This window comes from Blastococcus tunisiensis (assembly GCF_900112815.1).
In the GTDB taxonomy this organism is placed as follows: Bacteria; Actinomycetota; Actinomycetes; order Mycobacteriales; family Geodermatophilaceae; genus Blastococcus_B; species Blastococcus_B tunisiensis.
Genome location: NZ_FOND01000003.1, coordinates 255,863 through 281,235, shown reverse-complemented (window position 1 = coordinate 281,235; position 25,373 = coordinate 255,863). Strand labels below are relative to the sequence as shown.

Annotated in this window: 25 protein-coding genes; 10 read left to right on the top strand and 15 right to left on the bottom strand. The window is 72.0% G+C overall.

Going from position 1 to position 25,373, the window contains the following annotated elements; genetic code table 11:
* Positions 1-70 precede the first annotated feature (70 nt).
* Genes BM142_RS05810 through era form a run of 3 tightly spaced genes read right to left on the bottom strand, consistent with a single transcriptional unit; the run spans position 71 to position 2,563 of the window.
* Positions 71-835 carry an isoprenyl transferase gene (locus BM142_RS05810; protein ID WP_092195805.1) on the bottom strand — a complete coding sequence of 255 codons (765 nt, stop codon included), beginning with the start codon at positions 833-835 and terminating at the stop codon, positions 71-73.
* A 34-nt stretch (positions 836-869) separates the two neighbouring features.
* Entirely contained in the window at positions 870-1,655 is a 786-nt protein-coding gene (gene recO / locus BM142_RS05805) for a DNA repair protein RecO (protein ID WP_092195804.1), read from the bottom strand.
* Positions 1,652-2,563, bottom strand: coding sequence for a GTPase Era (era, locus tag BM142_RS05800; RefSeq protein ID WP_092195803.1), 912 nt, complete (start codon positions 2,561-2,563; stop codon positions 1,652-1,654). The genes recO and era overlap by 4 nt, the downstream gene beginning before the upstream one ends.
* Before the next feature lie 120 nt (positions 2,564-2,683).
* Between era and BM142_RS05795 the strand changes: the two genes are divergently transcribed.
* On the top strand, positions 2,684-3,277 hold the full coding sequence (locus BM142_RS05795; RefSeq protein WP_139228778.1) for a hypothetical protein: 594 nt from the start codon (positions 2,684-2,686) through the stop codon (positions 3,275-3,277).
* An 11-nt stretch (positions 3,278-3,288) separates the two neighbouring features.
* Here the strand turns inward: BM142_RS05795 and BM142_RS05790 are convergent, their stop codons facing one another.
* The 6 genes from BM142_RS05790 to BM142_RS05765 all read right to left on the bottom strand — a co-directional run bounded on the left by BM142_RS05790 (position 3,289) and on the right by BM142_RS05765 (position 9,131).
* A complete protein-coding gene (locus tag BM142_RS05790; protein ID WP_092195801.1) occupies positions 3,289-3,624 on the bottom strand; it encodes a cytidine deaminase in 336 nt (111 codons plus the stop codon).
* Between the two features lie 82 nt (positions 3,625-3,706).
* Positions 3,707-5,062, bottom strand: coding sequence for a hemolysin family protein (locus tag BM142_RS05785; protein WP_092195800.1), 1,356 nt, complete (start codon positions 5,060-5,062; stop codon positions 3,707-3,709).
* Between the two features lie 13 nt (positions 5,063-5,075).
* On the bottom strand, positions 5,076-5,606 hold the full coding sequence (gene ybeY / locus BM142_RS05780) for an rRNA maturation RNase YbeY (RefSeq protein WP_092195911.1): 531 nt from the start codon (positions 5,604-5,606) through the stop codon (positions 5,076-5,078).
* Between the two features lie 5 nt (positions 5,607-5,611).
* Positions 5,612-7,786, bottom strand: coding sequence for a PhoH family protein (locus BM142_RS25755; RefSeq protein ID WP_092195799.1), 2,175 nt, complete (start codon positions 7,784-7,786; stop codon positions 5,612-5,614).
* Positions 7,787-7,924: 138 nt separating this feature from the next.
* Positions 7,925-8,743 carry an enoyl-CoA hydratase/isomerase family protein gene (locus tag BM142_RS05770; RefSeq protein ID WP_092195798.1) on the bottom strand — a complete coding sequence of 273 codons (819 nt, stop codon included), beginning with the start codon at positions 8,741-8,743 and terminating at the stop codon, positions 7,925-7,927.
* Between the two features lie 28 nt (positions 8,744-8,771).
* Entirely contained in the window at positions 8,772-9,131 is a 360-nt protein-coding gene (locus tag BM142_RS05765) for an HIT domain-containing protein (RefSeq protein WP_092195797.1), read from the bottom strand.
* Between the two features lie 177 nt (positions 9,132-9,308).
* On the opposite strand from BM142_RS05765, the gene BM142_RS05760 reads away from it, so the two are divergent.
* The 9 genes from BM142_RS05760 to BM142_RS05720 all read left to right on the top strand — a co-directional run bounded on the left by BM142_RS05760 (position 9,309) and on the right by BM142_RS05720 (position 18,653).
* Positions 9,309-10,466 (top strand): acyl-CoA dehydrogenase family protein, encoded by a 1,158-nt coding sequence (locus BM142_RS05760; RefSeq protein ID WP_175527118.1) that lies wholly within the window; start codon positions 9,309-9,311, stop codon positions 10,464-10,466.
* Between the two features lie 190 nt (positions 10,467-10,656).
* A complete protein-coding gene (locus BM142_RS05755) occupies positions 10,657-11,478 on the top strand; it encodes an enoyl-CoA hydratase/isomerase family protein (RefSeq protein ID WP_217640593.1) in 822 nt (273 codons plus the stop codon).
* Between the two features lie 26 nt (positions 11,479-11,504).
* Positions 11,505-12,680, top strand: a complete 1,176-nt coding sequence (locus tag BM142_RS05750; RefSeq protein WP_217640592.1) for an acyl-CoA dehydrogenase family protein — start codon at positions 11,505-11,507, stop codon at positions 12,678-12,680.
* Positions 12,677-13,891 (top strand): phenylacetate--CoA ligase family protein, encoded by a 1,215-nt coding sequence (locus BM142_RS05745; RefSeq protein ID WP_092195794.1) that lies wholly within the window; start codon positions 12,677-12,679, stop codon positions 13,889-13,891. Before BM142_RS05750 ends, BM142_RS05745 begins: the two co-directional genes overlap by 4 nt.
* Positions 13,888-14,649 (top strand): enoyl-CoA hydratase/isomerase family protein, encoded by a 762-nt coding sequence (locus BM142_RS05740; RefSeq protein ID WP_092195793.1) that lies wholly within the window; start codon positions 13,888-13,890, stop codon positions 14,647-14,649. The genes BM142_RS05745 and BM142_RS05740 overlap by 4 nt, the downstream gene beginning before the upstream one ends.
* The gene (locus BM142_RS05735) at positions 14,649-16,250 is read left to right on the top strand and encodes an AMP-binding protein (protein ID WP_092195792.1); all 1,602 of its coding nucleotides are present in this window, start codon (positions 14,649-14,651) and stop codon (positions 16,248-16,250) included. The genes BM142_RS05740 and BM142_RS05735 overlap by 1 nt, the downstream gene beginning before the upstream one ends.
* A gap of 52 nt (positions 16,251-16,302) precedes the next feature.
* Positions 16,303-17,070: an SDR family NAD(P)-dependent oxidoreductase gene (locus tag BM142_RS05730; protein WP_092195791.1), complete on the top strand. Its 768-nt coding sequence runs from the start codon at positions 16,303-16,305 to the stop codon at positions 17,068-17,070.
* A 22-nt stretch (positions 17,071-17,092) separates the two neighbouring features.
* A complete protein-coding gene (locus tag BM142_RS05725; RefSeq protein ID WP_092195790.1) occupies positions 17,093-17,494 on the top strand; it encodes a Zn-ribbon domain-containing OB-fold protein in 402 nt (133 codons plus the stop codon).
* A gap of 13 nt (positions 17,495-17,507) precedes the next feature.
* The gene (locus tag BM142_RS05720; protein ID WP_092195789.1) at positions 17,508-18,653 is read left to right on the top strand and encodes a thiolase family protein; all 1,146 of its coding nucleotides are present in this window, start codon (positions 17,508-17,510) and stop codon (positions 18,651-18,653) included.
* Positions 18,654-18,671: 18 nt separating this feature from the next.
* On the opposite strand, the gene BM142_RS05715 is transcribed toward BM142_RS05720, so the two are convergent.
* From BM142_RS05715 to BM142_RS05690, 6 genes are read right to left on the bottom strand one after another with little or no spacing between them, the layout of a single operon-like run.
* Positions 18,672-19,319 (bottom strand): nitroreductase family protein, encoded by a 648-nt coding sequence (locus BM142_RS05715; protein WP_092195910.1) that lies wholly within the window; start codon positions 19,317-19,319, stop codon positions 18,672-18,674.
* A 4-nt stretch (positions 19,320-19,323) separates the two neighbouring features.
* On the bottom strand, positions 19,324-20,463 hold the full coding sequence (locus BM142_RS05710) for a CaiB/BaiF CoA transferase family protein (protein WP_092195909.1): 1,140 nt from the start codon (positions 20,461-20,463) through the stop codon (positions 19,324-19,326).
* 43 nt (positions 20,464-20,506) lie between these two features.
* Positions 20,507-22,078, bottom strand: a complete 1,572-nt coding sequence (locus tag BM142_RS05705) for a class I adenylate-forming enzyme family protein (RefSeq protein ID WP_175527117.1) — start codon at positions 22,076-22,078, stop codon at positions 20,507-20,509.
* Positions 22,079-22,131: 53 nt separating this feature from the next.
* Positions 22,132-23,337: a thiolase family protein gene (locus tag BM142_RS05700; RefSeq protein WP_092195787.1), complete on the bottom strand. Its 1,206-nt coding sequence runs from the start codon at positions 23,335-23,337 to the stop codon at positions 22,132-22,134.
* 23 nt (positions 23,338-23,360) lie between these two features.
* Positions 23,361-24,119: an SDR family NAD(P)-dependent oxidoreductase gene (locus BM142_RS05695; RefSeq protein WP_175527116.1), complete on the bottom strand. Its 759-nt coding sequence runs from the start codon at positions 24,117-24,119 to the stop codon at positions 23,361-23,363.
* Positions 24,116-25,261 (bottom strand): acyl-CoA dehydrogenase family protein, encoded by a 1,146-nt coding sequence (locus tag BM142_RS05690; protein WP_092195785.1) that lies wholly within the window; start codon positions 25,259-25,261, stop codon positions 24,116-24,118. Before BM142_RS05690 ends, BM142_RS05695 begins: the two co-directional genes overlap by 4 nt.
* Between the last annotated feature and the right edge of the window lie 112 nt (positions 25,262-25,373).

Sequence of the window (25,373 nt, the reverse complement as noted above, 5' to 3'; positions counted from 1 at the left end):
GGGTGGGGAGGGCGGCCCCCTGGAGGGGCCCGCCGCGAGCTTGCGAGTGGTGGGGGGCAGGGGGTGTTTCTCAGGCGCTGCCGAAGCGCCGCTGCCGCGACGCGTACTCCTCGCAGGCCGCCCACAGGTGCCGGCGGTCGAAGTCGGGCCAGAGCGTGTCCAGGAAGACCAGCTCCGCGTAGGCCGACTGCCACAGCAGGAAGTTGCTGGTGCGGTTCTCCCCCGAGCTGCGCACGAACAGGTCGACGTCGGGCATGTCCGGCTCGTCCAGGAACCGCGCCACCGTGGACTCGTCGACCTTGTCCGGGTTGAGCCGCCCCGCGGCCACCTCCCGGGCGATCGCCGCCGCCGCGTCGGCGATCTCCGCCCGGCCGCCGTAGTTGACGCACATGGTCAGCGTCAGGACGTCGTTGTCCCGGGTCAGCTCCTCGGCGACCTCGAGCTCCCTGATGACGCTGCGCCACAGCCGGGGACGGCGGCCCGCCCAGCGCACCCGCACCCCGAGCTCGTGCATCTCGTCGCGCCGGCGCCGGATCACGTCGCGGTTGAAGCCCATCAGGAAGCGCACCTCGTCGGGGCTGCGCCGCCAGTTCTCGGTGGAGAAGGCGTAGGCGCTGATCGCGGTGATGCCGAGCTCGATCGCGCCCTCGACGCAGTCGAACAGCGAGGACTCCCCCGCTTCGTGGCCCGCCGTCCGGGGCAGGCCGCGCTGCTTGGCCCACCGTCCGTTGCCGTCCATGACGATCGCCACGTGCCCGGGCACCTTGTCCGCCGGGATCTGCGGCGGGCGGGCACCCGAGGGGTGCGGGTTCGGCGCCTTCACCTCGCGCTTCACGGCGTCCTCAGCTCCCGTCCGCGGGGCGCTCCGCTCACAGCTGCACGCTCGCTTCCCGGCGGGCCGCTGCCTGCTCGGACCGGTCGACCAGCGGCAGCGAGCGCAGCCCGCGCTCCAGGTGCCACTGCAGCAGGGCGGCGACCAGGCCGCTGCCCTCCCGCCGGTTGGTGGTCTGCGCCGCCTCGGCCCGGTCCCAGTCGCCGGTGAGCAGGGCATCGAGCAGCTCGATCGTCACCGGGTTGGGCATGGCCGAGCCGGTCGGCCGGCAGGCCGGGCACACCGAGCCGCCGGCGGGGACGGAGAAGTGCCGGTGCGGGCCGGGCTCGGCGCAGCGGGCGCAGTCCGACAGCGCCGGCTCCCACCCGGCGACCGACATCGCCCGCAGGAGGAACGCGTCGAGGACCAGGCCGGCCGGGTGCGTGCGGTCGGCCAGCGCGCGCAGCGCCCCCACGACCAGCAGGAACAGCCGGAGCGAAGGCTCCTTCTCCTCCGACGTCAGCCGGTCGGCGGTCTCCAGCACGGCGGTGCCGGCGGTGTAGGACGGGTAGTCGTCGACGACGTCGTTGCCGTAGGAGCGGATGGACTCCGCCTGGTTGACGATGTCGAGGGTGCGCCCGGTGTAGAACTGCAGGTCCACGTGGCTGAACGGCTCGAGCCGCGACCCGAACTTGCTCTTGGTGCGCCGCACGCCTTTGGCCACCGCCCGCACCTTGCCGTGCCGTCGGGTGAGCACGGTGACGATCCGGTCGGCCTCGCCCAGTTTCTGGGTGCGCAGGACGATGCCCTCGTCGCGGTAGAGGGACTTCGGGGTCGTGCTCAATAGCCCAGCCTGTTCAGCTTCTTCGGGTCGTCCTGCCACTCACCGAGCACGGTGACGTGCAGCTCCAGGTGCACCCGGGCGCCCAGCAGCGTCTCCATGCCCGCCCTGGCCTCGCTGCCGATCGCCTTGATGATCTGCCCGCCCTTGCCCAGCAGCATCGGCTTCTGGCTGTTGCGCTCCACGTGCAGCAGGGCGTGCACCTCGACCAGCTCGCCGCGGCCGGCATCGGGACGGCGGACGATCTCCTCGATGCTGACCGCCAGGGAGTGCGGCACCTCCTGGCGCACCTTCTCCAGGGCGGCCTCGCGGACGAGCTCGGCGAGCTGGCGCTCGACGTCCTCGTCGGTGGTCTGCTCCTCCGGGTAGAGCGGCGGCCCGTCGGGCAGCAGCCCGATGAGCAGGTCCTCCAGCAGCTCGACCTGGTCGCCGCCGACGGCGCTGAGCGGCACGACCTCGGCGGCCTCGACCAGCGCGCTGGCGGCGATCAGCTGCTCGGCGACCTGCTTCTTCGACGCGGCGTCGGTCTTGGTGACGACGACGACGATCGGCGCCTTCACCTCGCGCAGCTGGCGTGCGATGAACGCGTCGCCGGTGCCCACGGGCTGGTCGGCGGGGATGCAGAAGACGATCACGTCGACGTCGGCGAGGGTGTCCCGGACGACGTCGTTGAGCCGCCTGCCCAGCAGGCTCTTCGGCTTGTGCAGGCCGGGGGTGTCGACCAGGACGATCTGCCCGTGCGGCTTGTGCACCACCCCACGGATCGCGTGCCGCGTGGTCTGCGGGCGGTTGCTGACGATGCCGACCTTCTCGCCGACCAGCGCGTTGGTCAGCGTGGTCTTCCCGGCGTTGGGGCGGCCCACGAGGGCGACGAAGCCGCTGCGGTGCGGCGGCTGCTCGGGAGGGCTCACCGGACCAGTCTCCCACCGGGGTGCGACGACACCGCCCCGCGCCCGGGGGTGTTCCTGTGGTTCCGCACCACTCCGGGAGCAGGCGCACCACACCGGGAGCGGGCTGGGAGGATCGCCGGCGTGGCAGGACGACGGAGCAGCGCGCGACCCCCGCAGGCGACCGTGGCCCGGGAGCGCCGGCTGCACGTGGAGCAGACCCGTGGTTTCCGCTTCGTCGTGGGCTGGGGGCTGAAGCGTTCGGCCACCGTCGTGCCGGCTCCGCTGCGCTACTGGCAGTACCGCCCCGCGGGGCCGACGGCGATCGCGTTCGTCGTCCTCGTCGTCGGCCTCTGGCTCGGGGCGTTCGCGTGGGTCGGCGGCTGGCCCGAGGTCCGCGGTGAACTGCCCCTGGCCCTGATCGCGGGGCTGTCCGTGCTGGTGCTGAGCACCGGCCGGTTCACCGTCTCCGCGCACGGGATGTCCTTCGACGTGGCCGCGACCCGCACCGAGCCGGCGCGGGTGGTCCCGCTGCTGCTGGTGCGCGAGGTCCGCGTCGGCCGCCCGCCGGAGGGCTGGCCGAAGCCGCGGCGCCGCGGCGGCTGGTGGCCGGGCCGGACGCGGGTCGCCGTCCGGCACCTGGCCGACGACGAGGCCGGCGGCGAGCAGGCGTTCACGCTCTGGGTGCGCGATCCCGAGGATGTCGCGGCCGCCCTCGGTGTCCCCCTCGAGCGCTAGGCCCTCGATCGTCAGACGGTGGCGCGCAGGGTCCCGTCGGGGCCGGCCAGGTGCACCGGGGCGGACGCCGCGAGGTCGCGGACCGCGGCCAGCCCGTCGGCCTCGACCGCGTCGGCGGCGGAGACGATCGCCGCGGCCTCCAGGCCCTCGACCCCGCTGGAGACGGCGGCGGCCACCGCGGCCTGCAGCGCCGACAGCTTCAGCGAGGGCAGGTCGACGGTGGCGGCGAGGTAGGTGCGGCCGTCGGTGTCGCGGACGGCCGCCCCCTCGGCGGCGCCGGTCCGGCCGCGCGCGGAGCGGGCGAGGGTGACGAGCTTGGCGTCCTCGGGCTGCAGGTCATCGGCCACGGGAGCATCTTCGCCTACCGGTGGCGATCGGCCTTCCCGCAGGGGCCGGGGTCCTTCCACGGAGGGCGGGGAGGCCGCTACCTCAGCTCTCCACCGGGGCCGGCTCCTCGACGCGGGTGGCCCCCTTCGCATCCGTTCCGCACGCCTCGGCGGCGTCCTCGTCGGCCGGCTCCTCGACCCGGCAGACCAGCATGGTGTCGATGCGGTTGCGGCGTCCGCCGGTGCTCTCGGCCACCAGCCGCAGCCCGCCGATCTCCGCCGCGGCCCCCTCGATGGGCACCCGGCCGAGCTCGCGGGCCAGGAGGCCGCCGATGGTCTCGACGTCGTCGTCCTCGGGCAGTTCGACGCCGAACAGCTGGGCGAGGTCCTCGACCGGCAGCCGGGCGGTGACCCGCATCGACCCGTCGGGCAGCTCCTCGACCGGGGGGCGCTGGAAGGCGTCGTGCTCGTCGGCGATCTCCCCGACGATCTCCTCGAGGATGTCCTCGATGGTCAGCAGGCCGGCGAAGCCGCCGTACTCGTCGACGACGATCGCGATGTGCACACGGGCCGCCTGCATCTCCCGGAGCAGCTCGTCGACCGGCTTGGACTCCGGCACGAACGTCGGGGTGCGCATCAGCTCCTCGACCTTGGGGCCGCGGCCGTCGCCGGTGTTCTGCGACCGCCGGACGAGGTCCTTGAGGTAGACGACGCCCACGACGTCGTCGACGTTCTCGCCGATGACGGGGATGCGGCTGAAGCCGCTGCGCAGCGCGAGCGCCAGGGCCTGGCGCACCGTCTTGGTGCGCTCGATCCAGACGACGTCGGTGCGCGGCACCATGACCTCGCGGGCGATCGTGTCGCCGAGCTCGAACACCGAGTGGATCATGTTGCGCTCGCCGGACTCCACGACGCCGCGCTCCTCGGCCATGTCGACCAGCTCGCGCAGCTCGACCTCGGAGGAGAACGGGCCGTCGCGGAAGCCCCGGCCGGGGGTCAGCGCGTTGCCGATCAGGATCAGCAGGGTCGCCACCGGTCCGAGGACGCGGCCGAGCAGCTTGACGAGCCCGGCGGTCGCGAGCGCGACCCCGTAGGAGTGCTGGCGGCCCAGCGTGCGCGGGCCGACGCCGACCAGCACGTAGCTGACCACCACCATGGTGCCCGCGGCAGCGAAGACGGCCTGCCAGGTGCTGTCCCACAGGTCGAAGAAGATCAGCGCGACGATGACCGCCGCGAACATCTCGCAGACGATCCGCAGCAGGAGCAGCAGCGCGACGTGGCGGGCGCGCTCGAGCACGACCTGCTCGAGGCCGTCGGCGCGCTTGACCCCGTCCCGGCGCATCTCCTCGACCCGCGCCTTGGAGACCCGCTGCAGGGCGGCCTCCATCGCACCGAACAGGCCGGCGAGAGGGACGAGCAGGATCGCGATCACCAGCAGGGTGATCGCACCGGAGCTCATCGGGGAGTGCCCATCAGGTGCGCGGCTCCCGCGTCACGGGGGCGCCGGGGCGCGGCTCCCGCGTCACGGGGGCGCCAGTGACCGGCTCGCGGGGCGCCGTCCGCCACCCGTCGATGAGCTTCTGCTGGAGACCGAACATCTCCTTCTCCTCGTCGGGTTCCATGTGGTCGTACCCGAGCAGGTGCAGCACCCCGTGCGTGGCCAGCAGGATCAGCTCGTCGTCCATGGAGTGCCCGGCGGCCCGGGCCTGGCGGACGGCCACCGCCGGGCACAGGACGACGTCACCGAGCAGGGCCGGGCCGGGCTCGGGGTCGTCGGGACGGGCGGTGTCGAGCTCGTCCATGGGGAAGGCGAGGACGTCGGTCGGCCCCTTCTCCCCCATCCAGCGCTCGTGCAGGCTGCTCATGTACTCGACGTCGACGCAGAGCACCGACAGCTCGGCCATGGGGTTGACCTGCATCTCACCGAGCACGAACCGGCAGATCCCGGCCAGCTCGGCCTCGTCCACGGCGATCTCGGACTCGTTCGCCACCTCGACGGGCATGCCGCTCAGCTCCCCGGTCGGCGTTGGCGGGAGGTCCGGACCGGGGCGCCGGCGCCCGGTCGGGTCGCGGTGGGCTGCCGGGTGGCGTCCCACCGCTCGTAGGCGTCGACGATGTTGCCGACCAGGCGGTGGCGGACGACGTCGGAGCTGGTCAGGTTCGCGAAGTGCACGTCCTCGAGCCCGTCCAGGATCTCGCGGACGATCTTCAGGCCGCTCTGCGCACCACCGGGCAGGTCGACCTGGGTCACGTCGCCGGTGACCACGATCTTGGAGCCGAAGCCGAGCCGGGTGAGGAACATCTTCATCTGCTCGGCGGTGGTGTTCTGCGCCTCGTCGAGGATCACGAACGCGTCATTGAGAGTGTTGTGGGTGACGAGGAAGTCGTCGGTCACGTACAGGGAGTCCTGCGCGGCGACCTGGATGCACATGGTGTCCATCTCGCCCACCGGCTCGATGCTGTGGATGAAACGCATCGGCCGCCCGCCGCCGGCAGCGTCGTAGGCACGCCGCTTCCGCTCCAGCCGGAACGGCGAGATCCCGGCCGGCAACCGGATCTCGAGGATGTGGGCCGCGTGCCGGTGGTGGACTGGCCGCCCCTGTGCCAGTCCCGGACGTCGACCGGTAGCCACTCGGGTGCGGGAGGTGACGGTCCCGCCCAAGGAACGGACGAGGAACATGACGTCGTCCCGCAGCCGCTCGGACGTCGTCGTGTACTGGATCCGGCAGGTTCGTCCGCGCTGTGTGACCGGGCCCCCGTCCGAGTCCAGCAGCCCTTGAAGGAGGGCAGCGCGGACCTCCGCCGAGTTGTGCGAGTACAGCCAAGGAACGAACTTCGTAGCCGACCGCGTCCCAGCGAGGCCCAGTTCTCTGACGGTCTCGGTGACCGGGTTGGCGATCCGCAGGCCACCGCGGCCGCCGCCCACGTGCCGGAGCACGTAGTCGGGGCCTCCCTTGTGCGTGACCTCGATTCCCTCGAGCGCCGACTCGAGGGCGACGACCAACTCCGGATCGGTCGTGGAGAAGGAAGGCGTCGTCGCGGTGGTGAGGCAGCCATCCCCCAGCAGCAACCCGAGCGCGTAGGGATCGAGCGGCACCTCCTGGGGCTCGAATTCGACCGCATCGACCACCGGGAGTTCGTAGCGATGAGCACCAGCGCCCCAGCGCAGGTTCCCGATCATCTCCTGCGTCTCGAGGGTGCGCGTCGTCCCGCGACGGCGGTCGTCCGGCGTCGTCACCGTCCACAGGTGCTCACCGCAGGCCAGGGTCGAAGCGCCGTCCTGGGCGGTCACGCGGTAGACGACCTTCTTGCCCTGCGGATAGACGCCGAGCACCGGGATCGGCAAGCCGTCGGAGCCGACCACGAGATCACCGACCTGCAGCGAGCCGATCGGCATGAACCCGTTCGGCGTGAGGACCTTCGCGTCGTACGGCTGAGCCCGGCCGCGCATGTAGGCCAACGGTGCGACCTCGATCGTCCCGGAGGCCATCAGCCGCGGGATCGACTCGGGGTCGACCATGTCGTGCAGCGCGTCGTACAGCGGCCTCAGGTAGGGGTCGATCTTCTCGCTCAGCGTGCCGGGCAGGTAGCCCAGCCGCTCGCCGGCCTCGACCGCCGGGCGGGTGAGGATGATCCGGTTGACCTGCTTGGTCTGCAGCGCCTGCACGGCCTTGGCCATGGCCAGGTAGGTCTTGCCGGTGCCGGCCGGGCCGATGCCGAAGACGATCGTGTGCTCGTCGATCGCGTCGACGTAGCGCTTCTGGTTCAGCGTCTTGGGCCGGATCGTGCGGCCGCGGCGGCTGATGATGTCGAGGCTCAGCACGTCGGCCGGGCGCTCGGACCCGCCGCTCTTCAGCATCGCGATCACCCGGCGCACCGAGTCCGGGCGCAGGCCCTGCCCGGTGCCGAGGAGCGCGATCAGCTCGTCGAAGACACGGACGGCGAACGCGTTGTCGGCCGGCTGCCCGGTTACGGCGATCTCGTTGCCGCGCACGTGCACGTCGGCGTCGACCTCCGCCTCGACCAGGCGGAGCAGCTCGTCGGCCGAGCCCAGCAGGGCGACCATCGAGACGGACTCGGGGACGGTGATGGTGGTCCGGACCGGGGGCGGGGCGGATCCGGCGGACGCTGCCGAGCGGGCGACGTCCGCGGCGGCGGCCTGCGCTGAGGCCTCACGGGACATGTGGGCACCCGGCGTGGGGACGCCTGGGGAGGTGTCGGCCAAGAACCCTCGACCCTGCCTTCCTGAGAGAGACGAGCGGACTGGTCGAGTCTACCCGCGCCGGGCGACCGGAATCCCGGCCTCGCTCGTCCGGGCGGCTCAGCGCCCGGAGTACGACGCCTTCCCGGGGCCCTCGCGCAGGAACGACGCGACCGCGCCGCGGAGGTCGCCGGTGGCGAACAGCGCCCCCGACACCTCGGGCACGAGGGCGTCGGCGGCCCGGGCACCGTGGCGGACCGTCTCGGCCACCAGCCGCTTGGTGGCCGCGTGCGCGACGGTGGGCCCGGCCGCGACCCGGTGCGCGTACTCGCGGGCGGCCACGGCGAAGCCCTCGTCCGGCAGCACCCGGTTGACCACGTTCCAGCGCTCCAGGACGGCGGCCGGGTAGCGCTCGCCGGTGAACACCAGCTCCCGGGCCCGCGCCGGCCCGGCGCGCTCGGCGAGCCGCTGCGGCCCGCCCATCGACGGGGTCAGGCCGACGACGATCTCCACCAGGCCGAAGGACGCCTTCTCCGCGGCCAGGAGGACGTCGCAGGCCAGGGCGAGCTCGAAGGCCGCGGTGAGCGTGAGCCCGTGCGCGGCGAAGACGGTCGGGACAGGCAGGTCCTCGATCGTCTGCGAGACCCTCAGCAGCCGCTCCCAGAGCTCCGCGCCGCAGCGGGCCGGCTCGGGCCCCTCCGCGATCGCCTGGAACTCGGTCACGTCCACCCCGCCGGAGACGACCTTCCCCCGCGCCTCGACCAGCACCGCCCGCGCGCGATCGGCGCGGGCGGGCGAGGTGAGGGTGACCAGCTCGGCGGCCACGGCCTCGAGGGCGTCGAACGTGGCGCCGTCGAAGAGGTTCAGCGGCGGGTTGTCCAGCACGACGACGGCGACGTCGCCGTCCCGCTCGATCCGGAGGGGCGCGTTGTCGGTCATGTGCCGAGCTTGTCACCCGAGCCGGCGGTCAGCCCGGCGGCCAGCGCATCTGCCGGCCGCCGAGCACGTGCATGTGCACGTGGTGGACGACCTGACCACCGGCGGGGCCGGAGTTGACCACCAGGCGCCAGCCGGGCTCCGGATCGTCGGCACCGACCAGGCCTTCCTGACGGGCCACCGCGTGCGTCGCGGCCACGACCTCGCCGAGGAGCCCCGGATCGCTGCCGGCCAGCGCACCGAGCGTGGCGTGGTGCTCCCGCGGGATGACCAGCACGTGGACCGGCGCCTGCGGATCGATGTCACGGAAGGCGAGGACGCGATCGGTCTCCAGCACGACGTCCGCCGGGACCTCCCCAGCGGCCATGCGACAGAAGAGGCACTCATTCACCCGGCCGACCCTAGTTCCCTCGCCACTCGACGAGAGCGGCGCGATCGGCCCTCCGCCGCCGGCGCCGCAACCCTCGACGTGACCGCGCCGGTCGGCAAAGATGACATGAGCATCAGTTGTCAGCGGGACGCCCGGACTCGACGGGCACCCGCGCACGTCCGACCGGAAGGGGCGTCCATGCCGACTCCTGCCTCCACCCTCACCGGGACCGCGATCGTCGAGGCGGCCCGCGTCCACGCGCAGGAGACCGTGCAGCCGTCGACCGACGCGTGGCACCGGTCCGGCGTCTTCCCTCGCGACGCCCTGCGCGCCGCCGGCGAGCTCGGCCTGGCCGGCTACTACGTCCCGCGCCGATACGGCGGCCAGGAGCTGTCGTGCGCCGACGTCGCCCCGATCTTCGAGGTCCTCAGCGAGGCCGACGGCTTCTACGCATTGAGCCTGTCCGTGCACAACTTCGCGACGCGCGCGGCCTCGCTGGCCGCTCCCGGCTCGTCGGCGGAGGCCTGGGTCGAGGAACTGGCGGCCGGACGCGCGCTGGCCGGGATCCTGATCACGGAGGAGAACGGAGGCTCGGACGTCGCCGGGCGGATGGAGACCCGGGCGGTCCGCGACGGCAGCGGGTGGCGACTGTCCGGGCGCAAGGCGTGGGCCACCTTCGCGGGCCAGGCCGACGTCTTCGTCGTCATCTGCCGGAGCGGGGACGCGACCACCGGCACCGACGACATGATGGTGGTGCTGGTCGAGGCGGACGATCCCGGCGTCACCGTCGGGCCCGCCTACGAGAAGTCCTCGGCGTCGTTCATGCCGGTGGCCGACGTCGTCTTCGCCGACGTCCACCTGGACGAGGGGCGCGTCCTGGCTCCTCCAGGACAGGGGTTCGCCGCGGTGATGTCCACCCTGGACATGGCGCGCGTGCACGTCGCCTCCGGAGCGACGGGGCTGTGCACGGCGGCGATGGGCGCGGCCCTGCACGATGCCGCCGACCGCCGGCTGTTCGGCGCCGGCGTCCTGGAACTGCAGGGCAACCTGTTCCCGCTGACCGACGTCGCGACCGACACCCACGCGAGCCGGCTGATGTACCGGCACGCCGCGGAGCTGGTGGGCACGCGGGCGGGCGCCCTCGCCGCGGCCCACGCCAAGCGCTTCGCGACCGACGCCGCGGTGAACGCCGCCGTCGTGTGCGCCCGTGTCATGGGCGGCCGGGGCGTCCTGGTGGACCGCGGCCTGCCCCGGATCCTGGCCGGCGCGCAGTTCCTGACGATGGCCGACGGGGCGCAGAACGTGCAGCGCCTGCTCATCGGACGCGACCTCGTCCGACGAGCACGGACGAGCTGAACGCCGTCGGTCGGACCGCGCGGCCGCGACCCATGATCATGACCACTGCCGCAGGGCGGAGCCCTCGACGGCGGCTCCGCCGGGCCGTTTCCCCGGAACCCACATTCAGGCGCGCCGCACTCTCGACTTGCCGACCCGAAATGGGTAAAGATGACACCGGTATCAGTATTCCGGCGCAGGCGGAGGACTCGTGACTGAAGGCGTGGCACAGGACCAGACGGGGGCCGGCACCGGCGCGGTCGTCGTGGAGCAGCGCGGGGCCGCGGTGTGGCTGCGCATCAACCGGCCCGACGCGCTCAACTCCCTCAACCCGGACGTCGTCGGCGGCCTCGAACAGGGCCTCGACCGTGCCGAGTCCGACGCCGCGGTCCGCTGCGTCGTCCTGACCGGGACCGGCCGGGCGTTCTGCGCCGGTGCGGACCTGAAGTTCGTCCGGCAGGCCGGTGACGGCGCCGGCGAGGCGCAGAACCGCTTTCTCGAACGGGTCGGCGTCCTGCTCGGCCGGATCGAGACCTTCCCCAAGCCCGTCATCGCCGCGGTCAACGGGCTGGCCCTCGCCGGCGGGCTCGAGACGGTGCTCTGCTGCGACATCGTCGTCGCCGCCTCCGGCGCCCGGCTCGGCGACGCGCACGCCAACTACGGGCTGCTGCCCGGCGGCGGGGCCTCCATCCGGCTGCCCCGGAAGATCGGCGTCAACCGTGCCAAGCAGCTCATCTTCACCGGCGACTTCCTGCCCGCCACCGACCCCACCTGGGCCGGCCTGATCAACAGCGTGGTGCCCGACGGCGAACTCGAGCAGGCCGTCAACGCTCTGACGGACACGCTCGCATCCCGCAGCCCCCTGGCCATGCGCCGCGCCAAGCAGCTGGTCAACGACGGACTCGAGCAGCCCATGGAGACCGGTCTGCGTCTGGAACTGCTCGCCTCCGCGCTGCACCAGCACTCCGAGGACATGACCGAGGGACTCCGCGCCTTCCAGGAGAAGCGCTCGCCGCAGTTCTCCGGCCGCTGACCACTTCCCACCGTCGAGAGGTATTCGTGTCCACCTTCCTTTTCACCGACGCGCACGACGACTTCCGGGCCTCCGTCCGCAGCTTCAGCCAGAGTCGCCTGGCGCCGGGATACATGGCCCGGGCCTCCTCCTCGGAATTCTTCTGGGACACCTACCGAGAGCTGGGCCGGCAGGGGTTGCTCGGCCTGGGCGTCTCCGAGGAGAACGGCGGCCAGGGTGCCGACCTCATCACCGTGGGCATCGCCTGCGAGGAGATCGCCGGCGCCGACTACAACGCCGCGTTCACGGTGTTCAACGCCTCTGTGGCGGGCGGGATGCTGGAGAAGAACCTCCAGCCGGGGCTCCGCGAGAAATGGTTGCCCGGGGTGCTCAGCGGAGAGCTGCTCACCGGGCTGGCGCTGACCGAGCCGGAGAGCGGATCCGACGCGCAGGCCATGCGCATGAAGGCGACGAGAGTCGAGGGGGGCTGGCTGCTCAACGGCGAGAAGACCTCGTCGAGCCTGGCCGCCCACGCGCACGGTCTGGTCGTCTTCGCCAAGACGTCGCAGGACGGCGGCACGCGTTCGGTCACCGCCTTCTTCGTCCCCCTGGACGCGCCCGGCATCACCCGCCACGCGCTCAACGACATCGGCTTCAAACCCATCGGGCGGGCCGCCGTGGCATTCGAGGACGTCTTCGTCCCCGACGAGAACCTGATGGGCGAAGTCGGTCGCGGCTTCCAGATGGTCATGGGCGAGTTCGACTACACCCGATCCCTGCTCGGACTCATGTGTTACGGCAGCGCCCAGGCCGCCATCGACATGACCGTGGCCTACGCCAAGCAGCGCAAGGCGTTCGGTCAGCCCATCGGCCGGTTCCAAGGGGTGTCGTTCCCCCTCGCCGAGCACGCCACCTATCTCGAGGGCGTGAAGTGGCTGTCCTATCACGCGCTGGCCCTGCGCATGGCCGGACGGCCACATACCAAGGAGGCTGCGATGATCAAATGGTGGGGCCCGCAGGCGGCGGTGCGGGCGATCCACGACTGCATCGTGCTGCACGGACACGTCGCGTACTCCGAGGACCTCCCCCTCCAGCAGTTGCTCCGTGACGTGAGCGGTCTGGAGATCGGCGACGGCACCCCGCAGATCCAGAAGATGATCGTCGCCCGGGAGATGTTCGGTCGGGAGTACCTGCCCTACGCCGCCCCCAAGGCGACGTCATGACGGCCGCCCTGCCGGAGTGGCTGCCCGGCCAGCTCCGTCACGCCTACGACAACGCGCCCGCTGTGCGGCGGCTGATGGACGAGGCGTCGATCGCCCCGGACGACGTCCGGTCCGTCGACGACCTCGTCCGCATCCCGGTCACGACCAAGGACCGGCTCCTCGAACTGCAGCACGCCGACCCGCCCTTCGGCGGTTTCCTGGCCGTCGAACCCCACGACCTGCGCCACGTCTTCGTCTCCCCGGGACCACTGTTCGACCCCCAGGGCCACGACGAGATCGGGCTCGGCTTCCAGCGCGCCTTCCGGGCGGCGGGTATCGGCCCCGGTGACACCGTGCTGAACACGTGGTCCTACCACCTCGTGCCGGCCGGCCTGGTCATGGACGAGGCCCTCGTCGAGGTGGGCGCCACGGTGGTGCCCGGCGGCGTCGGGAACAGCGAGGTGCAGGCGGAGCTCATCCGGACGCTGGGCGTCACCGTCGTCCTGGCCAGCACGCCGTTCTTCATCACCCTCGCCGAGGCGCTGACGAGCCGCGGGCACCACCTGCCGGACGAGTGGAACGTCCGCCTCGCGTTCCTCGGCGGCGAGTTCGGGGACTGGATGGCCAAGCGCCGGAGGCTCGAGCAGCAGTACGGACTGACCACGTCGTCGGCCTACGCGACCGGGGATGTCGGGCTCATCGGCTACGAGTGCCCGGCGCAGGAGGGCTACCACGTCGGGGACAACCTGCTCGTGCAGATCTGCGACCCGACGAGTGGCGCGCCCCTGCCCGACGGGGAGCGCGGCGAAGTCGTGGTCACGACCTCGAACCGCACCTACCCCCTGACCCGCTTCGGCACCGGCGACGTCTCCTACGTGCTGCCCCCGTGCTCCTGTGGGGACCCGGCCCTGCGGCTGGCCCCGCTGCAGGGGCGCGTCGGTCAGGCGGTGAAGGCCAAGGAGATCTTCATCTACCCGCGCCAGGCGGAGGAGACGGGCCTGCGGCTCGCGGGGGTCGACCGCGCCCAGGTCGTCGTCACGCGGAACGGGTCCCGTGACCACGTCCTCCTCCGGCTCGAGACCCCCGGCGGCGAGGCGGCACCCGACCTGGCGCAGCAGGCGTCCGAGACCTTCCTCGCGCTGGCGCGGATGCGCCCCGACGACGTCCGGTTCGAGGCGCCGGGGGCCATCTCGGCCGACGAGCCCCTCGTGATCGACCGGAGGCAGCCGTGACCACCGTGGCCCGTCGCGCGCACGCCGAGGTCGGTACCGACGAGATCGCCGTCGTCCGGCTCGACCACCCGCCCGCCAACGCGCTCGACACCGAGACCTGCGAGGCGCTGGCCGAGACGCTCAGGTCCGTCGCCTCCGCGCGGGCGATCGTGCTCACCGGCGAGGGACGGCTGTTCTGCGGTGGCGGTGACCTGGGCAGCTTCGTCGACGGCGAGGTACTCTCGGTCGAGACGCTGTCGGAGACGGCGCACGCCGGGGCCGAGATCGTGCGCGCCCTGCGCGCCGGCCCGCCGGTCGTCGCCGCGCTGAACGGCGCGGTGGCGGGCGCCGGGGTCGGTCTCGCGGTGAGCTGCGACGTCCGCATCAGCGCACCCGGGGTGCGGTTCGTCGGCGGCTTCGGGGCGCTCGGGCTCTCGCCCGACACGGGGACGTCGTACTTCCTCCCGCGCACCGTCAGCCGATCGCGGGCGCTGCGGCTGCTGCTGGACCCGGCGGGGATCAGCGCCAACCAGGCCCTGGCGTGGGGCCTGGTGGACGAGATCGCGCCGGAGGGCACCGTGCTCGAGGCCGCGCGCACCGTCGCCGCCGCGCTGGGACGGGCTCCGCGCGGAGCCGTCGTCGCCAGCCGCGCGCTGATCGACGCGACCGACTCCCTCGAGGCCCACCTGCAGGCGGAGATCCGGTCGCTGACGTCACTGGCTGCGGACCCGTCCGTAGCCGAGCGGGTCGGCACGTTCCTGGCGGGAGGTCGGCGCTGATGTGCCCCCCGTCCGCGGACGACCGATCGGAGCTCTACAGCGGCGGCGCCGTCTACAGCGCAGCGATCGTCGAGGCTTTCCAGCGGTTCCCCGAGCGGGAGGCGTTCGTCCTCGGCGACCGGCGGATGACCTTCGCCGAGGGCGCGGCGTCCATGAGCCGGATCCAGCAGGTCCTCGCGGGGCTGGGCATCGGGTACCGGGGGGCGGTCGGCGCGCTGAGCGTCAACCTGCCCGAGGTCTGGCTGACGCAGGCGGCCACGTACCTGCTCGGTGGGCGGTACACCGGGCTGCATCCCATGGGGTCGGTCGACGACCACGTGTGGGTCTGCGACGACGCGGAGATCGAGGTGCTCGTCGTCCACCCGCACTTCGCCGCGGCGGGTCAGCAGATCCTCGAGCGTGCCACCACCGTCCGGCACGTGCTCGTCTTCGGCGAGGCCGAGGTGGGTGAGGACCTCTTCGCCGCCATGAAGCGTCACGAACCCCGGCCCCTGGAGGCCCCCGGGCCGGCCGGCCCGGAGGACATCGCGTGGCTGCAGTACACCGGCGGGACGACCGGCCGCCCGAAGGGCGTGATGCTGTCCCAGCGCGCGATGGTGGAGCTCGCCCGCGCCGGGCTTGCCTCGTGGCAGTTCCCGATCCACCCCCGGTACCTGGTCGCCCCTCCGATCACCCACGCCGGGGTGATGCCGCTGTTCCCGACGCTGGTCAGCGGCGGCACCGTCGTCCTCCTGCAGGGCTTCGAACCCGCCTCGTTCCTGCGGACCATCGAGCAGGAACGGGTCAACGTCACCCTCGTGGTGCCCACCATGATCTACGCGCTCCTGGACCACACCGCCCCCGGCGAGCACGACCTCAGCTCGCTCGAGGTGATGCTCTACGGCGCCTCCCCGATCACCCCCGCGCGGCTGACCGAGGCCCTGGAGCGCTTCGGCCCCAAGCTGGTCCAGATCTACGGGCAGACCGAGTGCGTCGGGATCACGACCAGCCTGCTGCGCGAGGAACACGACCCGGTGAACCGGCCGGAGCTGCTGACCGCGTGCGGACGGCCGGCCCTCGGCACGAAGGTCGCCGTCCTCGACGAGTCCGACCGCCAGGTGCCGCCCGGCACACCCGGTGAGATCTGCGTCCGCTCGCAGGCGGTGATGTCGGGCTACTGGAAGCTGCCCGAGCTGACGGCCGAGACCCTGCGCAACGGATGGCTGCACACCGGCGACATCGGCGTCCGCGACGAGGAGGGGTTCCTCCACATCGTCGACCGCAAGAAGGACATGATCATCACCGGCGGCTTCAACGTCTTCCCCAAGGAGATCGAGAACGTCCTGAGCGGACACCCGGACGTCGCCTCGGTCGCGGTGCTCGGACGGCCGGACCCGAGGTGGGGTGAGGCCGTCACCGCCTACGTCGTCCCGCGGCCGGGCGCGACCCTCGACGGCGAGGAGCTCAAGGACCTGGTGAAGCGCGCGAAGGGCGCACACCAGGCGCCGAAGCACGTCGTCGTCATCGACGCCCTCCCCATGACGCTGGTCGGGAAGATCGACAAGAAGCAGCTGCGCGCGCTCGACCTCCCGCAGGCCGAGCGCGCCGCGGACTCGCCGTAAGCACGCCCTGGACCCACGGGGCCGGCCGGCCCCACCCCGGAAGGAGACAGCCGTGAAGATCGAGGACTCGGTCGCCGTCGTGACCGGCGGCGCGTCCGGGCTCGGGGAGGCGACCGCCCGTCGCTTGCTCGACCGCGGAGCGCGGGCGGTCGTCGCCCTGGACGTGAATGCCGAGCGGGGCAAGGACCTGACCGCGGAGCTGGGCGACCGCTACCGGTTCGCCCGGACCGACATCACCGACCCCGAGGAGGTCGACGCCGTCCTGGCCGACGCCCGGGAGATCGGCGAGATCCGCATCGTGGTCAACGCCGCGGCCATCGCCGCCCCGGCGAAGCTGCTCAGCCGCAAGGGCCCCATCCCGCTGGAGACCTTCGACAAGGGGATCAAGGTCAACCTCTACGGCCCGCTGCACGTGATGCGGGCGGCCGTTCCCGGGATGGCGGGCAACGAACCGCGGGAGGACGGCGAGCGGGGCGTCATCATCAACGTCTCCTCCGGTGCCGCGTGGGAGGGCCAGATCGGCCAGGTCTCCTACAGCGCGTCCAAGGCGGCCCTGGTCGGCATGACGCTGCCGCTGAGCCGGGAGCTGGCTGAGCACGGCATCCGCGTGATGACCATCGCGCCGGGCGCCTTCGACACCCCGATGTACGCACAGGTCCCGCCCTCGGTGAAGGAGGGCCTGATCGCCCAGTCCCTCTTCCCGCGGCGCATGGGTCATCCCGACGAGTTCGCCATGCTCGTCGAGGAGATCGTGCGCAATCCCATGCACAACGGCCGGACCATCCGTCTCGACGGCGGCATGATCCTCAGCCCCTCCTGACCTCCTCCCGAGAAGAGCGGCCATGACCACGTCCACCACCTCCACCCCGTTCCGCGAGGGCCTCTTCCGAGACGGCTCCGACGGGCCGACCCTGCTCGCCGGCCGCTGCACGAGCTGCGGCCGCGTCTCCTTCCCGGTGCCGGACATGTGCCTGCAGTGCCGGGGCCAGGACATCGATGCCGTCGAACTGGGTGGCGATGCGGAGCTCCTGTGCGCCACGACCGTGCACATGCCCAACCGGCACTTCCCGCCCGGGCACGCCGTCGGATTCGTGGTGCTGCCGCAGGGCGTGCGCATCTTCACCCAGCTGCGACCGGTCGACGCCAAGCCCTTCCGGTCGGGGATGCCCATGAAGCTCGAGATCGCCCCCCTGTGGCGGGAAGACGACACAGACGTGCTCGCCTACCGCTTCGTCCCTGCCTGAAAGGGGTTCCACCATGCAAGACGTCGTCGTCCTCGGCGTGGGCCAGAGCGAGTTCGGCAAGTTCCCGGAGCGCGGCATCGCGGAGTTGGGCGGCGCTGCCGCCCGGACGGCCATCGCCGACGCCGGCATCGATCCGGGTGACCTGCAGGCCGCGTTCTCCTCGCGCGTGTACGAGGCCATGATCACCAGCCAGACCATCCTCAAGGACCTCGGGGTCACCGGGATCGAGATGGTCAACGTGGAGAACGCGTGCGCCGGCGGCTCCACCGCCGTGCGGAGCCTGTACAAGGACATCGCCGCCGGCTACGTCGACGTCGGCATCGCCATCGGGGTGGAGTCGATGACCACCAGCCCGGTCGCCGGCAAGCTCATCCCGCCGGACAAGGACGACCTCGACGGCCAGATGGGCCTGTCGATGCCGGTGCTGTTCGCCCTGCAGGCCAAGCGGCTCATGGAGACCCACGGGGCCAAGGAGGAGGACTTCGCGCAGGTCTCGGTGAAGGCGCACGAGTTCGGCGCGCTCAACCCCAAGGCGCAGTACCGCAAGCGGTTCACCGTCGAGGAGGTGCTCGGCTCCCGGATGGTCGCCGACCCGATCACCCTCCTGCAGTGCTGCCCCAACACCGATGGAGCGGCGGCCGTCGTGCTCGCGTCGGCGGACTTCGCCCGGAAGTACACCGAGAAGCCGGTCCGGATCACCGGGTCGTCGCTGATCTCGGGCGACTACGACTTCAAGCGGGCCGACCTCACCACGATGCCGCTCGGTGTGAAGGCCGCGACCAGTGCGTACGAGCAGGCCGGCATCGGGCCGGAGGACGTCGACGTGGTGGAGCTGCACGACGCCTTCGCCACCGAGGAACTCGTGCACTACGAGGACCTCGGGCTGTGCCCGCGCGGCGAGTCGGTGGGACTGCTGCGCTCCGGCGCGACGTCCCTGGGCGGTCGCGTCCCGGTCAACCCGAGCGGCGGACTGCTCTCCCTGGGACATCCGCTGGCCGCCTCCGGGGTCCGGATCATCTGCGAGCTCACCGACCAGCTGCGCGGGCGCGCCGGTGACCGTCAGGTGCCGGGGGCCAAGGTCGGCCTGGCGCAGATGCTCGGCGGCGCTGCGACGGGGCTCGACGCCGGGGCGGCGAGCGTCCACATCCTCACGGTGTAGCGCGGGGCCGGCTCCCGGCTACGAGGCGGGGACGACGAAGGGTTCCGCGAACGTCTCCGAGAAGGCGAAGTCCTCGACCGGGTTCCGCTTCAGCGGCTTGCCGGTGAACCCGGGCGGCGGGTAGCCGACGGCGATGAACCCCGCCAGAGCCAGGCCCTCGGGGGCCCCGAGCATGGCGAGCACCTCCGGCTCCACCATGCACAGGATCGTGGTCAGGGAGGCGCCCAGGCCTTCCTCCCGGCAGGCGAGCAGGACGTTCTGCACGAAGGGGTAGATCGAGCCTCCCCCGACGATGCTCGGCCGGTCCAGGTCCTTGTCGGCGATCGCGAGGGCGTCGAGCCGCACGAAGACCAGGACGTGCACCGGCGCCTGGTCGAGGCGTTCGGCGAACCGGTCGGCGCGGTCGTAGAGCGCCTCGGCGTCCGGGTTGCCCGCGAGCGCCCGCGCCTTGCCGCTGTAGGCCTTCCACGGCCCCATGTACAGGTCCTTGAGCGCGGTCCTGCGCGCCTGGTCCTGGACGACGACCACGCGCCAGCCCTGCCGGTTGCCGCCGCTGGGGGCGAATCGCGCGTTGTCGAGCACGCGGTGCAGCACCTCGTCGGGAACCGGACGCGGATCGAAGGACCTGGCGGTGCGTGCGGTCCGCATGACCTCGTAGAGCTCCACCCCGTCAGCTCCCCGCGACCGGTCGGAGGGCACCGTCCGGCGCCCCCGAGCCCTGCGCGCCGGCGGGCTCCTCGGCGGCGGCCAGCACTTCGTCGGTGTGCTCCCCAAGAGCAGGGACGTGCCGCGTCGGCGCGGCCGCGACCCCGTCGAACAGCAGGGGCTGGCGGACGTGCCGGCGCCGCGGTCGGACGTCGTCGGGCGGGATGTCGACCAGCAGCCCCCGTGCCTGCACGTGCGGGTCGTCGCCAACCTCCTCGAGGGTATGGACGGGCCCGACGGGCACCCCGGCCGCGTCGAGCACCGCCACCCACTCGTCCCGGGTCCGCGTGGCCAGCTCCTTGCCGATCCGGCTGCGCAGCTCGTCCTCGCGGGCGATCCGCTCCGGGCCCGCGAGGGCGGCCACGTCCTGCATCCCGAGCACCTCGCACAGCGGCCGCCAGAACCAGTCCTCGTGGGCCACGCTCAGGCTGATCAAGCCGTCCGAGGCGCGGTAGAGCCCGTACCCGGGCTCGCGCTCGATGCCGGCCAACGGCTCGCCGTTGAGCACGGGGACCAGTTGGGTGCTCATCCACGAGACCAGGCCGTCGGTCATGGACACGTCCACGTGGGCACCCTTGCCGGTGCTGGCCCGCTGGAGCAGCGCCGCGAGCACCCCCACCGTCGCGAACATGGCGCTCGACAGGTCGCCGATGGCGAGCTGGCCGACCGGTCCGGTGCGCTCCCCCGACACGTACTCGTGGAGCATGCCGGCGGTCGCCATGTACGACAGGTCGTGCGCCGGCCGGTCGCGATACGGGCCGTCCTGCCCGAACCCGCTGATGGAGGCGATCACCAGCCGCGGGTTCACCTCCTGCAGCACATCAGGTCCGAGTCCGAGGCGGCCCATCGTCCCCGGCCGGTACCCCTCGAGCAGCACGTCGGCGGTGCGCACGAGCCGTAGCAGCGCCTTCCGTCCCTCGGCGGACTTCAGGTCGAGCGCCACCGACCGCTTGTTCCGGTTCAGCGCCTCGTAGAAGGCCGGGAACTGCCGGGCCGGGTCACCACCGGCGGGGCGCTCGACGAGGATCACGTCGGCGCCCATGTCCGCCATGAGCAACGTGGCGTACGGCCCCGGGTACTGCTCCGCGAGGCTGAGGACGACCATCCCGCTCAGGGGACCACGCCCCCCGTTGTCCGTCACCGTCACGTCAACCGCCCACCCGTCGTGTCTCGGCCGCCCACAGCGGCTCCCGGATTCGCTTGCGTTGGATCTTCCCCGAGCCCGTCTTGGGCAGTTCGTCCACGAACAGGACCCTGCGGGGCTTCTTGTAGTCGGCGAGCTGGTCGGTGCAGACGCCGACGACGTCCCGGTCGGTGACAGTGTGGCCGGCGCGCGGGGCGACGACCGCCACGATGCACTCGCCGAAGCGCTCGTCGGGGGCACCGACCACGGCGACCTCGGCGACTCCGGGCAGCGTGGCGATCGCGTTCTCGACCTCGGTCGGGTAGACGTTGTAGCCGCCGGTGACGATCATGTCCTTCTTGCGGTCGACGACGTAGAGGTAGCCCTCGGCGTCCGTCCGCCCCAGGTCACCGGTGGCGGCCCAGCCGTCGGCCTCGATCATGTGCGCGGTCTCGTCGGGCTTGTTCCAGTAGCCGCGCATGATCGTGTCCCCGCGGACGACGATCTCCCCCACCTCGCCCGGCCGCACGTCCGCGCCGTCGTCCCCTACGAGCCGGAGCTCGACGAAGGGGTTCACCCGGCCGGCCGAGGCCAGCCGCTCGGGCACCGGCTCGGCCGGGTCGAACACGTGCGCCGCCCGGGACAGCGAGGTCAGCGGCATGGGCGTCTCGGACAGGCCGTAGAACTGGAGGAACACGTCACCGAAGACGCGCGTGGCCCGGCGGAGCCGGTCCGGCGCGATGGCGGCGCCTCCGTAGATGACCGCCCGCAGCGACGTGTGGATCTCACCGCCCTCGTCCTCTGCCGCGGCAGTCACCATGTTGATCATGGTGGGCACCATGGGAAGGATCGTGACGGGATGGGTGCGCAGGGCCCGGAGCGTCTCCCGCGGGTCGAACCGGGGCAGCACGAGGTTCCCTGCCCCCCGCGCGAAGCAGGGGCTGGCGGTGTAACCGGAGAAGTGGCTCAGCGGAGCCACGTGGAGCAGGAGGTCCGACTCGTCGACCGGGGGCATCTCCACCAGGCAGTTGCGCATCATGGCGACCCAGTTGCGGTGGCTGAGCGCGGCGCCCTTGGGCAGTCCGGTGGTGCCCGACGTGTACAGGAGCGCGGCGATGTCCTCCGGCTCCACCGGCCAGGGCACCGGCTCGGGATCCGGTGACCCAGCGAGGAGATCGCCGTAGGACTGCTGGATCGGGGTGTCCGGGGGCGGCTCCCCGAACCCGACGGCGAGCACGACGTCGGGACAACCGGCCAGGACGTCGTCGATCCGGCCCGCCCATTCCGGATCGACGAACAGGGCACGCGCCCCGGCGTCGCGCAGGATGTGCGCGACCTCCTTGGGATGCAGCCGAGGACTCAGCGCCAGCCGGACGAACCCGCCCAGGAAGGCGGCGTGCTCCACCTCGAAGAACTCGGCGCGGTTCGAGGTCAGCAGCACGACCCGGTCCCCGTGGACGAGCCCGTGGGCGCGCAGGGCAGCCGCGACCCGCAGGGCGCGCGCGCCTAGCTCCCCGTACGTGACGGCCCCGCCGTCCTGGACGACGGCGGTGCGCGGCGCGAACTGCTCGTAGCTCCGTCGCAGCAGGTCGGCCACGGTGACGCTGGGAACCGGCCGCGGTGCCCCGACCGCGGACACCCCGCCGCCCATCAGTCCCGCGACAGGATCGTCACGCAGACCGCGGCCGGGTCGGGCCCCAGGTAGCCGCCGCCGTTCTCGGCGAGGGCGACCCGAGCACCCTCGACCTGCCGCTCCCCCAGCGTGCCGCGCAGCTGCTCGGTGAGTTCGACCAGCTGGGCGAGGCCCGTGGCGCCGACTGGGTGCCCCTTGCTGATCAGCCCGCCGCTGGTGTTGACCGGGACCCGGCCGCCGAGCGCCGTGTCACCGGAGGCCAGCAGCTTCGGGGCCTCGCCGGGCCCGCACAGACCGAGCTCCTCGTAGATGATCAGCTCCGCGGGGGCAGCCGCGTCGTGCACCTCCGCGACGTCGACGTCCTCCGGCCCGAGGCCGGCCACCTCGTAGGCCCGCTTGGCCGCGCGCTCGGCGGCGGTCTCGGACGAGTGGCCCTCGCGGCCGGACACCAGGGACGACGCGCGGACACGCACCTTCGGCGTCTCCAGTCGGGACGCGATCTCCTCGGAGCAGAACGCGATCGCCGCCGCCCCATCACCGATGGGCGAGCACATCAGCAGCGTCAGCGGACCGCTGATCTGCCGGCTCCCGAGCACCTCCTCCACCGTCACCTGGTTGCGGTACTGCGCCCGCGGGTTCAGCGCCGCGTGCCGGTGGCTCTTGACCGCCACGGCGGCGAAGTCCTCGGCGGTCGCGCCACTGCGCGCCATGTACTTCTTGGCCATGTCGGCGTACACGTCCATGAAGAACGACCGGTCGCCGGTCGCGGCGGGATCGGCCTGCTCGTTGTACAGCGCGGCCTTGAGCTCGTCGAGCCGCTCCTGGTCGACCGCCGCCGCCAGCGCGGTGAACGCGCGGGTCTTGTCCGGGTGCGACAGCTTCTCGGCGCCGACGGCCAGGGCGACGTCGACCTGCCCCGAGGCGACGGAGAGCCACGCGAGATTGGCGGCCGTCGACGCGGACGCGCAGGCGTTCTCCACGTTGACGATCGGCTTGCCGAGCAGTCCCGTCTCGCGCAGGGCGATCTGGCCGCGGACCATCTCCTGGCCGGTCATCAGCCCGGCGGTCGCGTTGGCGTAGAAGACCGTCTCGACGTCGGGGACGCCGAGTCCAGCATCCTCCAGCGCGCCGGTGGTGGCTTCGACGGCGAGATTTCCCACCGTGCGCTCGGGGAACTTGCCGAAGGCGGTCATTCCCACGCCGCCCACGAAGACGTCTCTCATGGTGCACTCCTCATCGGGTACTGCTAGGAGACGACGTAGCCGCCGTCCACGGTGACAACCTGGCCGCTCATGTACGCGGCCGCGTCGGAGACCAGGAACGTGGCCAGCGCGGCCACCTCGTCCGGGGTGCCGAACCGGGCGGCCGGCACCTTGCGCAGGACCATGTCGCGCAGGCTGTCGTTCTGCCGCATCCCCTCGGTCAGGTCCGTCTCGATGTAGCCGGGCGCCACCCCGTTGACCCGCACGCCACGGTCGGCCCACTCGACGGCCAGCGTGCGCGTCATGGCGTCCAAGCCGCCCTTCGCCGCGACGTAGGGCAGACCGCGCAGGGTCCCCCGCTGCGCGGTCACCGACGACATGGTGACGATCGACCCGCGACCGGCGGCCAGCATGTGCTTGCCCGCCGCCTGGATCGCGAAGAACAGGCCCCGGAGGTTGACCGCCAGGGAGTCGTCCCACTCCTCGGTAGTCAGCTTCTCCGCCCGGATGAAGTACGGGTTCATCCCGGCGTTGGCCACGAGGGCGTCGATCCGCCCGTACTTCCCGTGGACGTCGTCGACCACCGCCGCGGTCGCGTCGACGTCACTGATGTCGTGGATCGCCGTGCTCGCCACACCGCCCAGGTCGCTGACGGCCTGGACCACCTCGTCGGCGTTCTTCTCCGAGCGGCCGGAGACCACGACCGTCGCGCCGGCGCGGGCGAGGTTCAGGCAGCAGGCGCGCCCGATGCCCCGGGTGCCGCCCGCGACGAGCACCACCTTGCCGGCGCATGATCCCGTCACCGGTCCCATGCGTAGCCGTTCAGCAGCGCGGAGGCGGCGACCATGTACTGGATGGTGGGCGGACCCTCCTCCAGCCAGTTGAGCCGCGCGTCGCGGTACAGCCGTTCGATCGGGTGCTTGCGGGTGTAGCCGATGCCCCCGAACACGAGCAGGGCGCGATCGGTCACGCGCCCCACGGCCTCGAGCCCGAACAGCTTGCACATGGACGCCTCGGCCGGGATGCGCAGGCCGCGGTCCCACTTCTCGGCGGCGTCGCTGATCATGTTCCGGAGCGCGTAGACGTCCGTGGCCATCTCGGCGAGGTAGCGCTGGATGCCCTGCCGGGCGGCGAGCGCCTTGCCGAAGGTCACCCGCTCCTTCGAGTACCGCAGGGCGAGTTCCAGCGACCGCTCGGCGGTACCGAGGGACGTGGCCGCGATGAAGACCCGGCTGATCTCCAGCGCCTGCTCCATCTGCGCCAGGCCTCGCCCCTCCTCGCCGAGGAGGTTCGCCACCGGGACACGCACGTCGACGAAGGTCAGCAGACCGTGCTGGCCGCCCTTGCAGCCCATGGTCTCGGGGAGCGCCTCGATGGTGAATCCCGGAGTGTCCCGCTCCACGAGGACGGCGCTGACCGCCTCCTCGCCGCCGCTGGGATCGGTCTTGCCGAACACGATGAAGTGGGTGGCGAAGTCGGAGTTGGTGATCAGCCACTTGCGGCCGTTGATCACGTAGTCATCGCCGTCGCGCACGATCGTGGTGCCCAGGTCGGCCCCGCTGCCGTGATCGGGCTCGGTCAGTGCGAAGGCGACGGAGTTCGTGCCGTCGACGCACCCCGGGAGGATCTCCTTGCGCTGTTGCTCGTTGCCCAGCTCCCACAGCGCATGCGCCATGGAGTTGTGGACGTGGACGACGACGCGGATACCACCCTGGACCTTCGCGAACTCTCCCAGCACCGGTAGGTACTGCGACATCGACAGCCCCACGCCGCCGTACTCCTCGGGGATGGTCAGCCCGAAGGCGCGCATGCCCCGGAGCAAGGGCATCAGCCGGTCGTACGGAAGACTCTCCGTGTTCTCGATCTCCTCTTCGAGCGGGTCCAAGTCCCGCCAGATCGCCTCGAACAGCCCTTGCCTGAAGCTCTCGTACGCCGTGTCTTCCATGCTCCCCTGACCATCTCCAGGTCTGTGAAAAACGCATCTGACGTTGGTATCAGTTTTGCGGACCGCGGGCCCGGCAGTCAAGGCCTGGGCCGCCCCGGATCGTCGGCGAGGG

Bases quoted from the DNA above. Each gene is read 5' to 3' on its own strand.
- BM142_RS05785 (WP_092195800.1), bottom strand. From the start codon at position 5,062: ATGAGCTCCGGTGCGATCACCCTGCTGGTGATCGCGATCCTGCTCGTC.
- ybeY (WP_092195911.1), bottom strand. From the start codon at position 5,606: ATGCCCGTCGAGGTGGCGAACGAGTCCGAGATCGCCGTGGACGAGGCC.
- BM142_RS25755 (WP_092195799.1), bottom strand. From the start codon at position 7,786: ATGTCCCGTGAGGCCTCAGCGCAGGCCGCCGCCGCGGACGTCGCCCGC.
- BM142_RS05770 (WP_092195798.1), bottom strand. From the start codon at position 8,743: ATGACCGACAACGCGCCCCTCCGGATCGAGCGGGACGGCGACGTCGCC.
- BM142_RS05760 (WP_175527118.1), top strand. From the start codon at position 9,309: ATGCCGACTCCTGCCTCCACCCTCACCGGGACCGCGATCGTCGAGGCG.
- BM142_RS05745 (WP_092195794.1), top strand. From the start codon at position 12,677: ATGACGGCCGCCCTGCCGGAGTGGCTGCCCGGCCAGCTCCGTCACGCC.
- BM142_RS05735 (WP_092195792.1), top strand. From the start codon at position 14,649: ATGTGCCCCCCGTCCGCGGACGACCGATCGGAGCTCTACAGCGGCGGC.
- BM142_RS05725 (WP_092195790.1), top strand. From the start codon at position 17,093: ATGACCACGTCCACCACCTCCACCCCGTTCCGCGAGGGCCTCTTCCGA.
- BM142_RS05720 (WP_092195789.1), top strand. From the start codon at position 17,508: ATGCAAGACGTCGTCGTCCTCGGCGTGGGCCAGAGCGAGTTCGGCAAG.
- BM142_RS05710 (WP_092195909.1), bottom strand. From the start codon at position 20,463: ATGGTCGTCCTCAGCCTCGCGGAGCAGTACCCGGGGCCGTACGCCACG.
- BM142_RS05700 (WP_092195787.1), bottom strand. From the start codon at position 23,337: ATGAGAGACGTCTTCGTGGGCGGCGTGGGAATGACCGCCTTCGGCAAG.
- BM142_RS05690 (WP_092195785.1), bottom strand. From the start codon at position 25,261: ATGGAAGACACGGCGTACGAGAGCTTCAGGCAAGGGCTGTTCGAGGCG.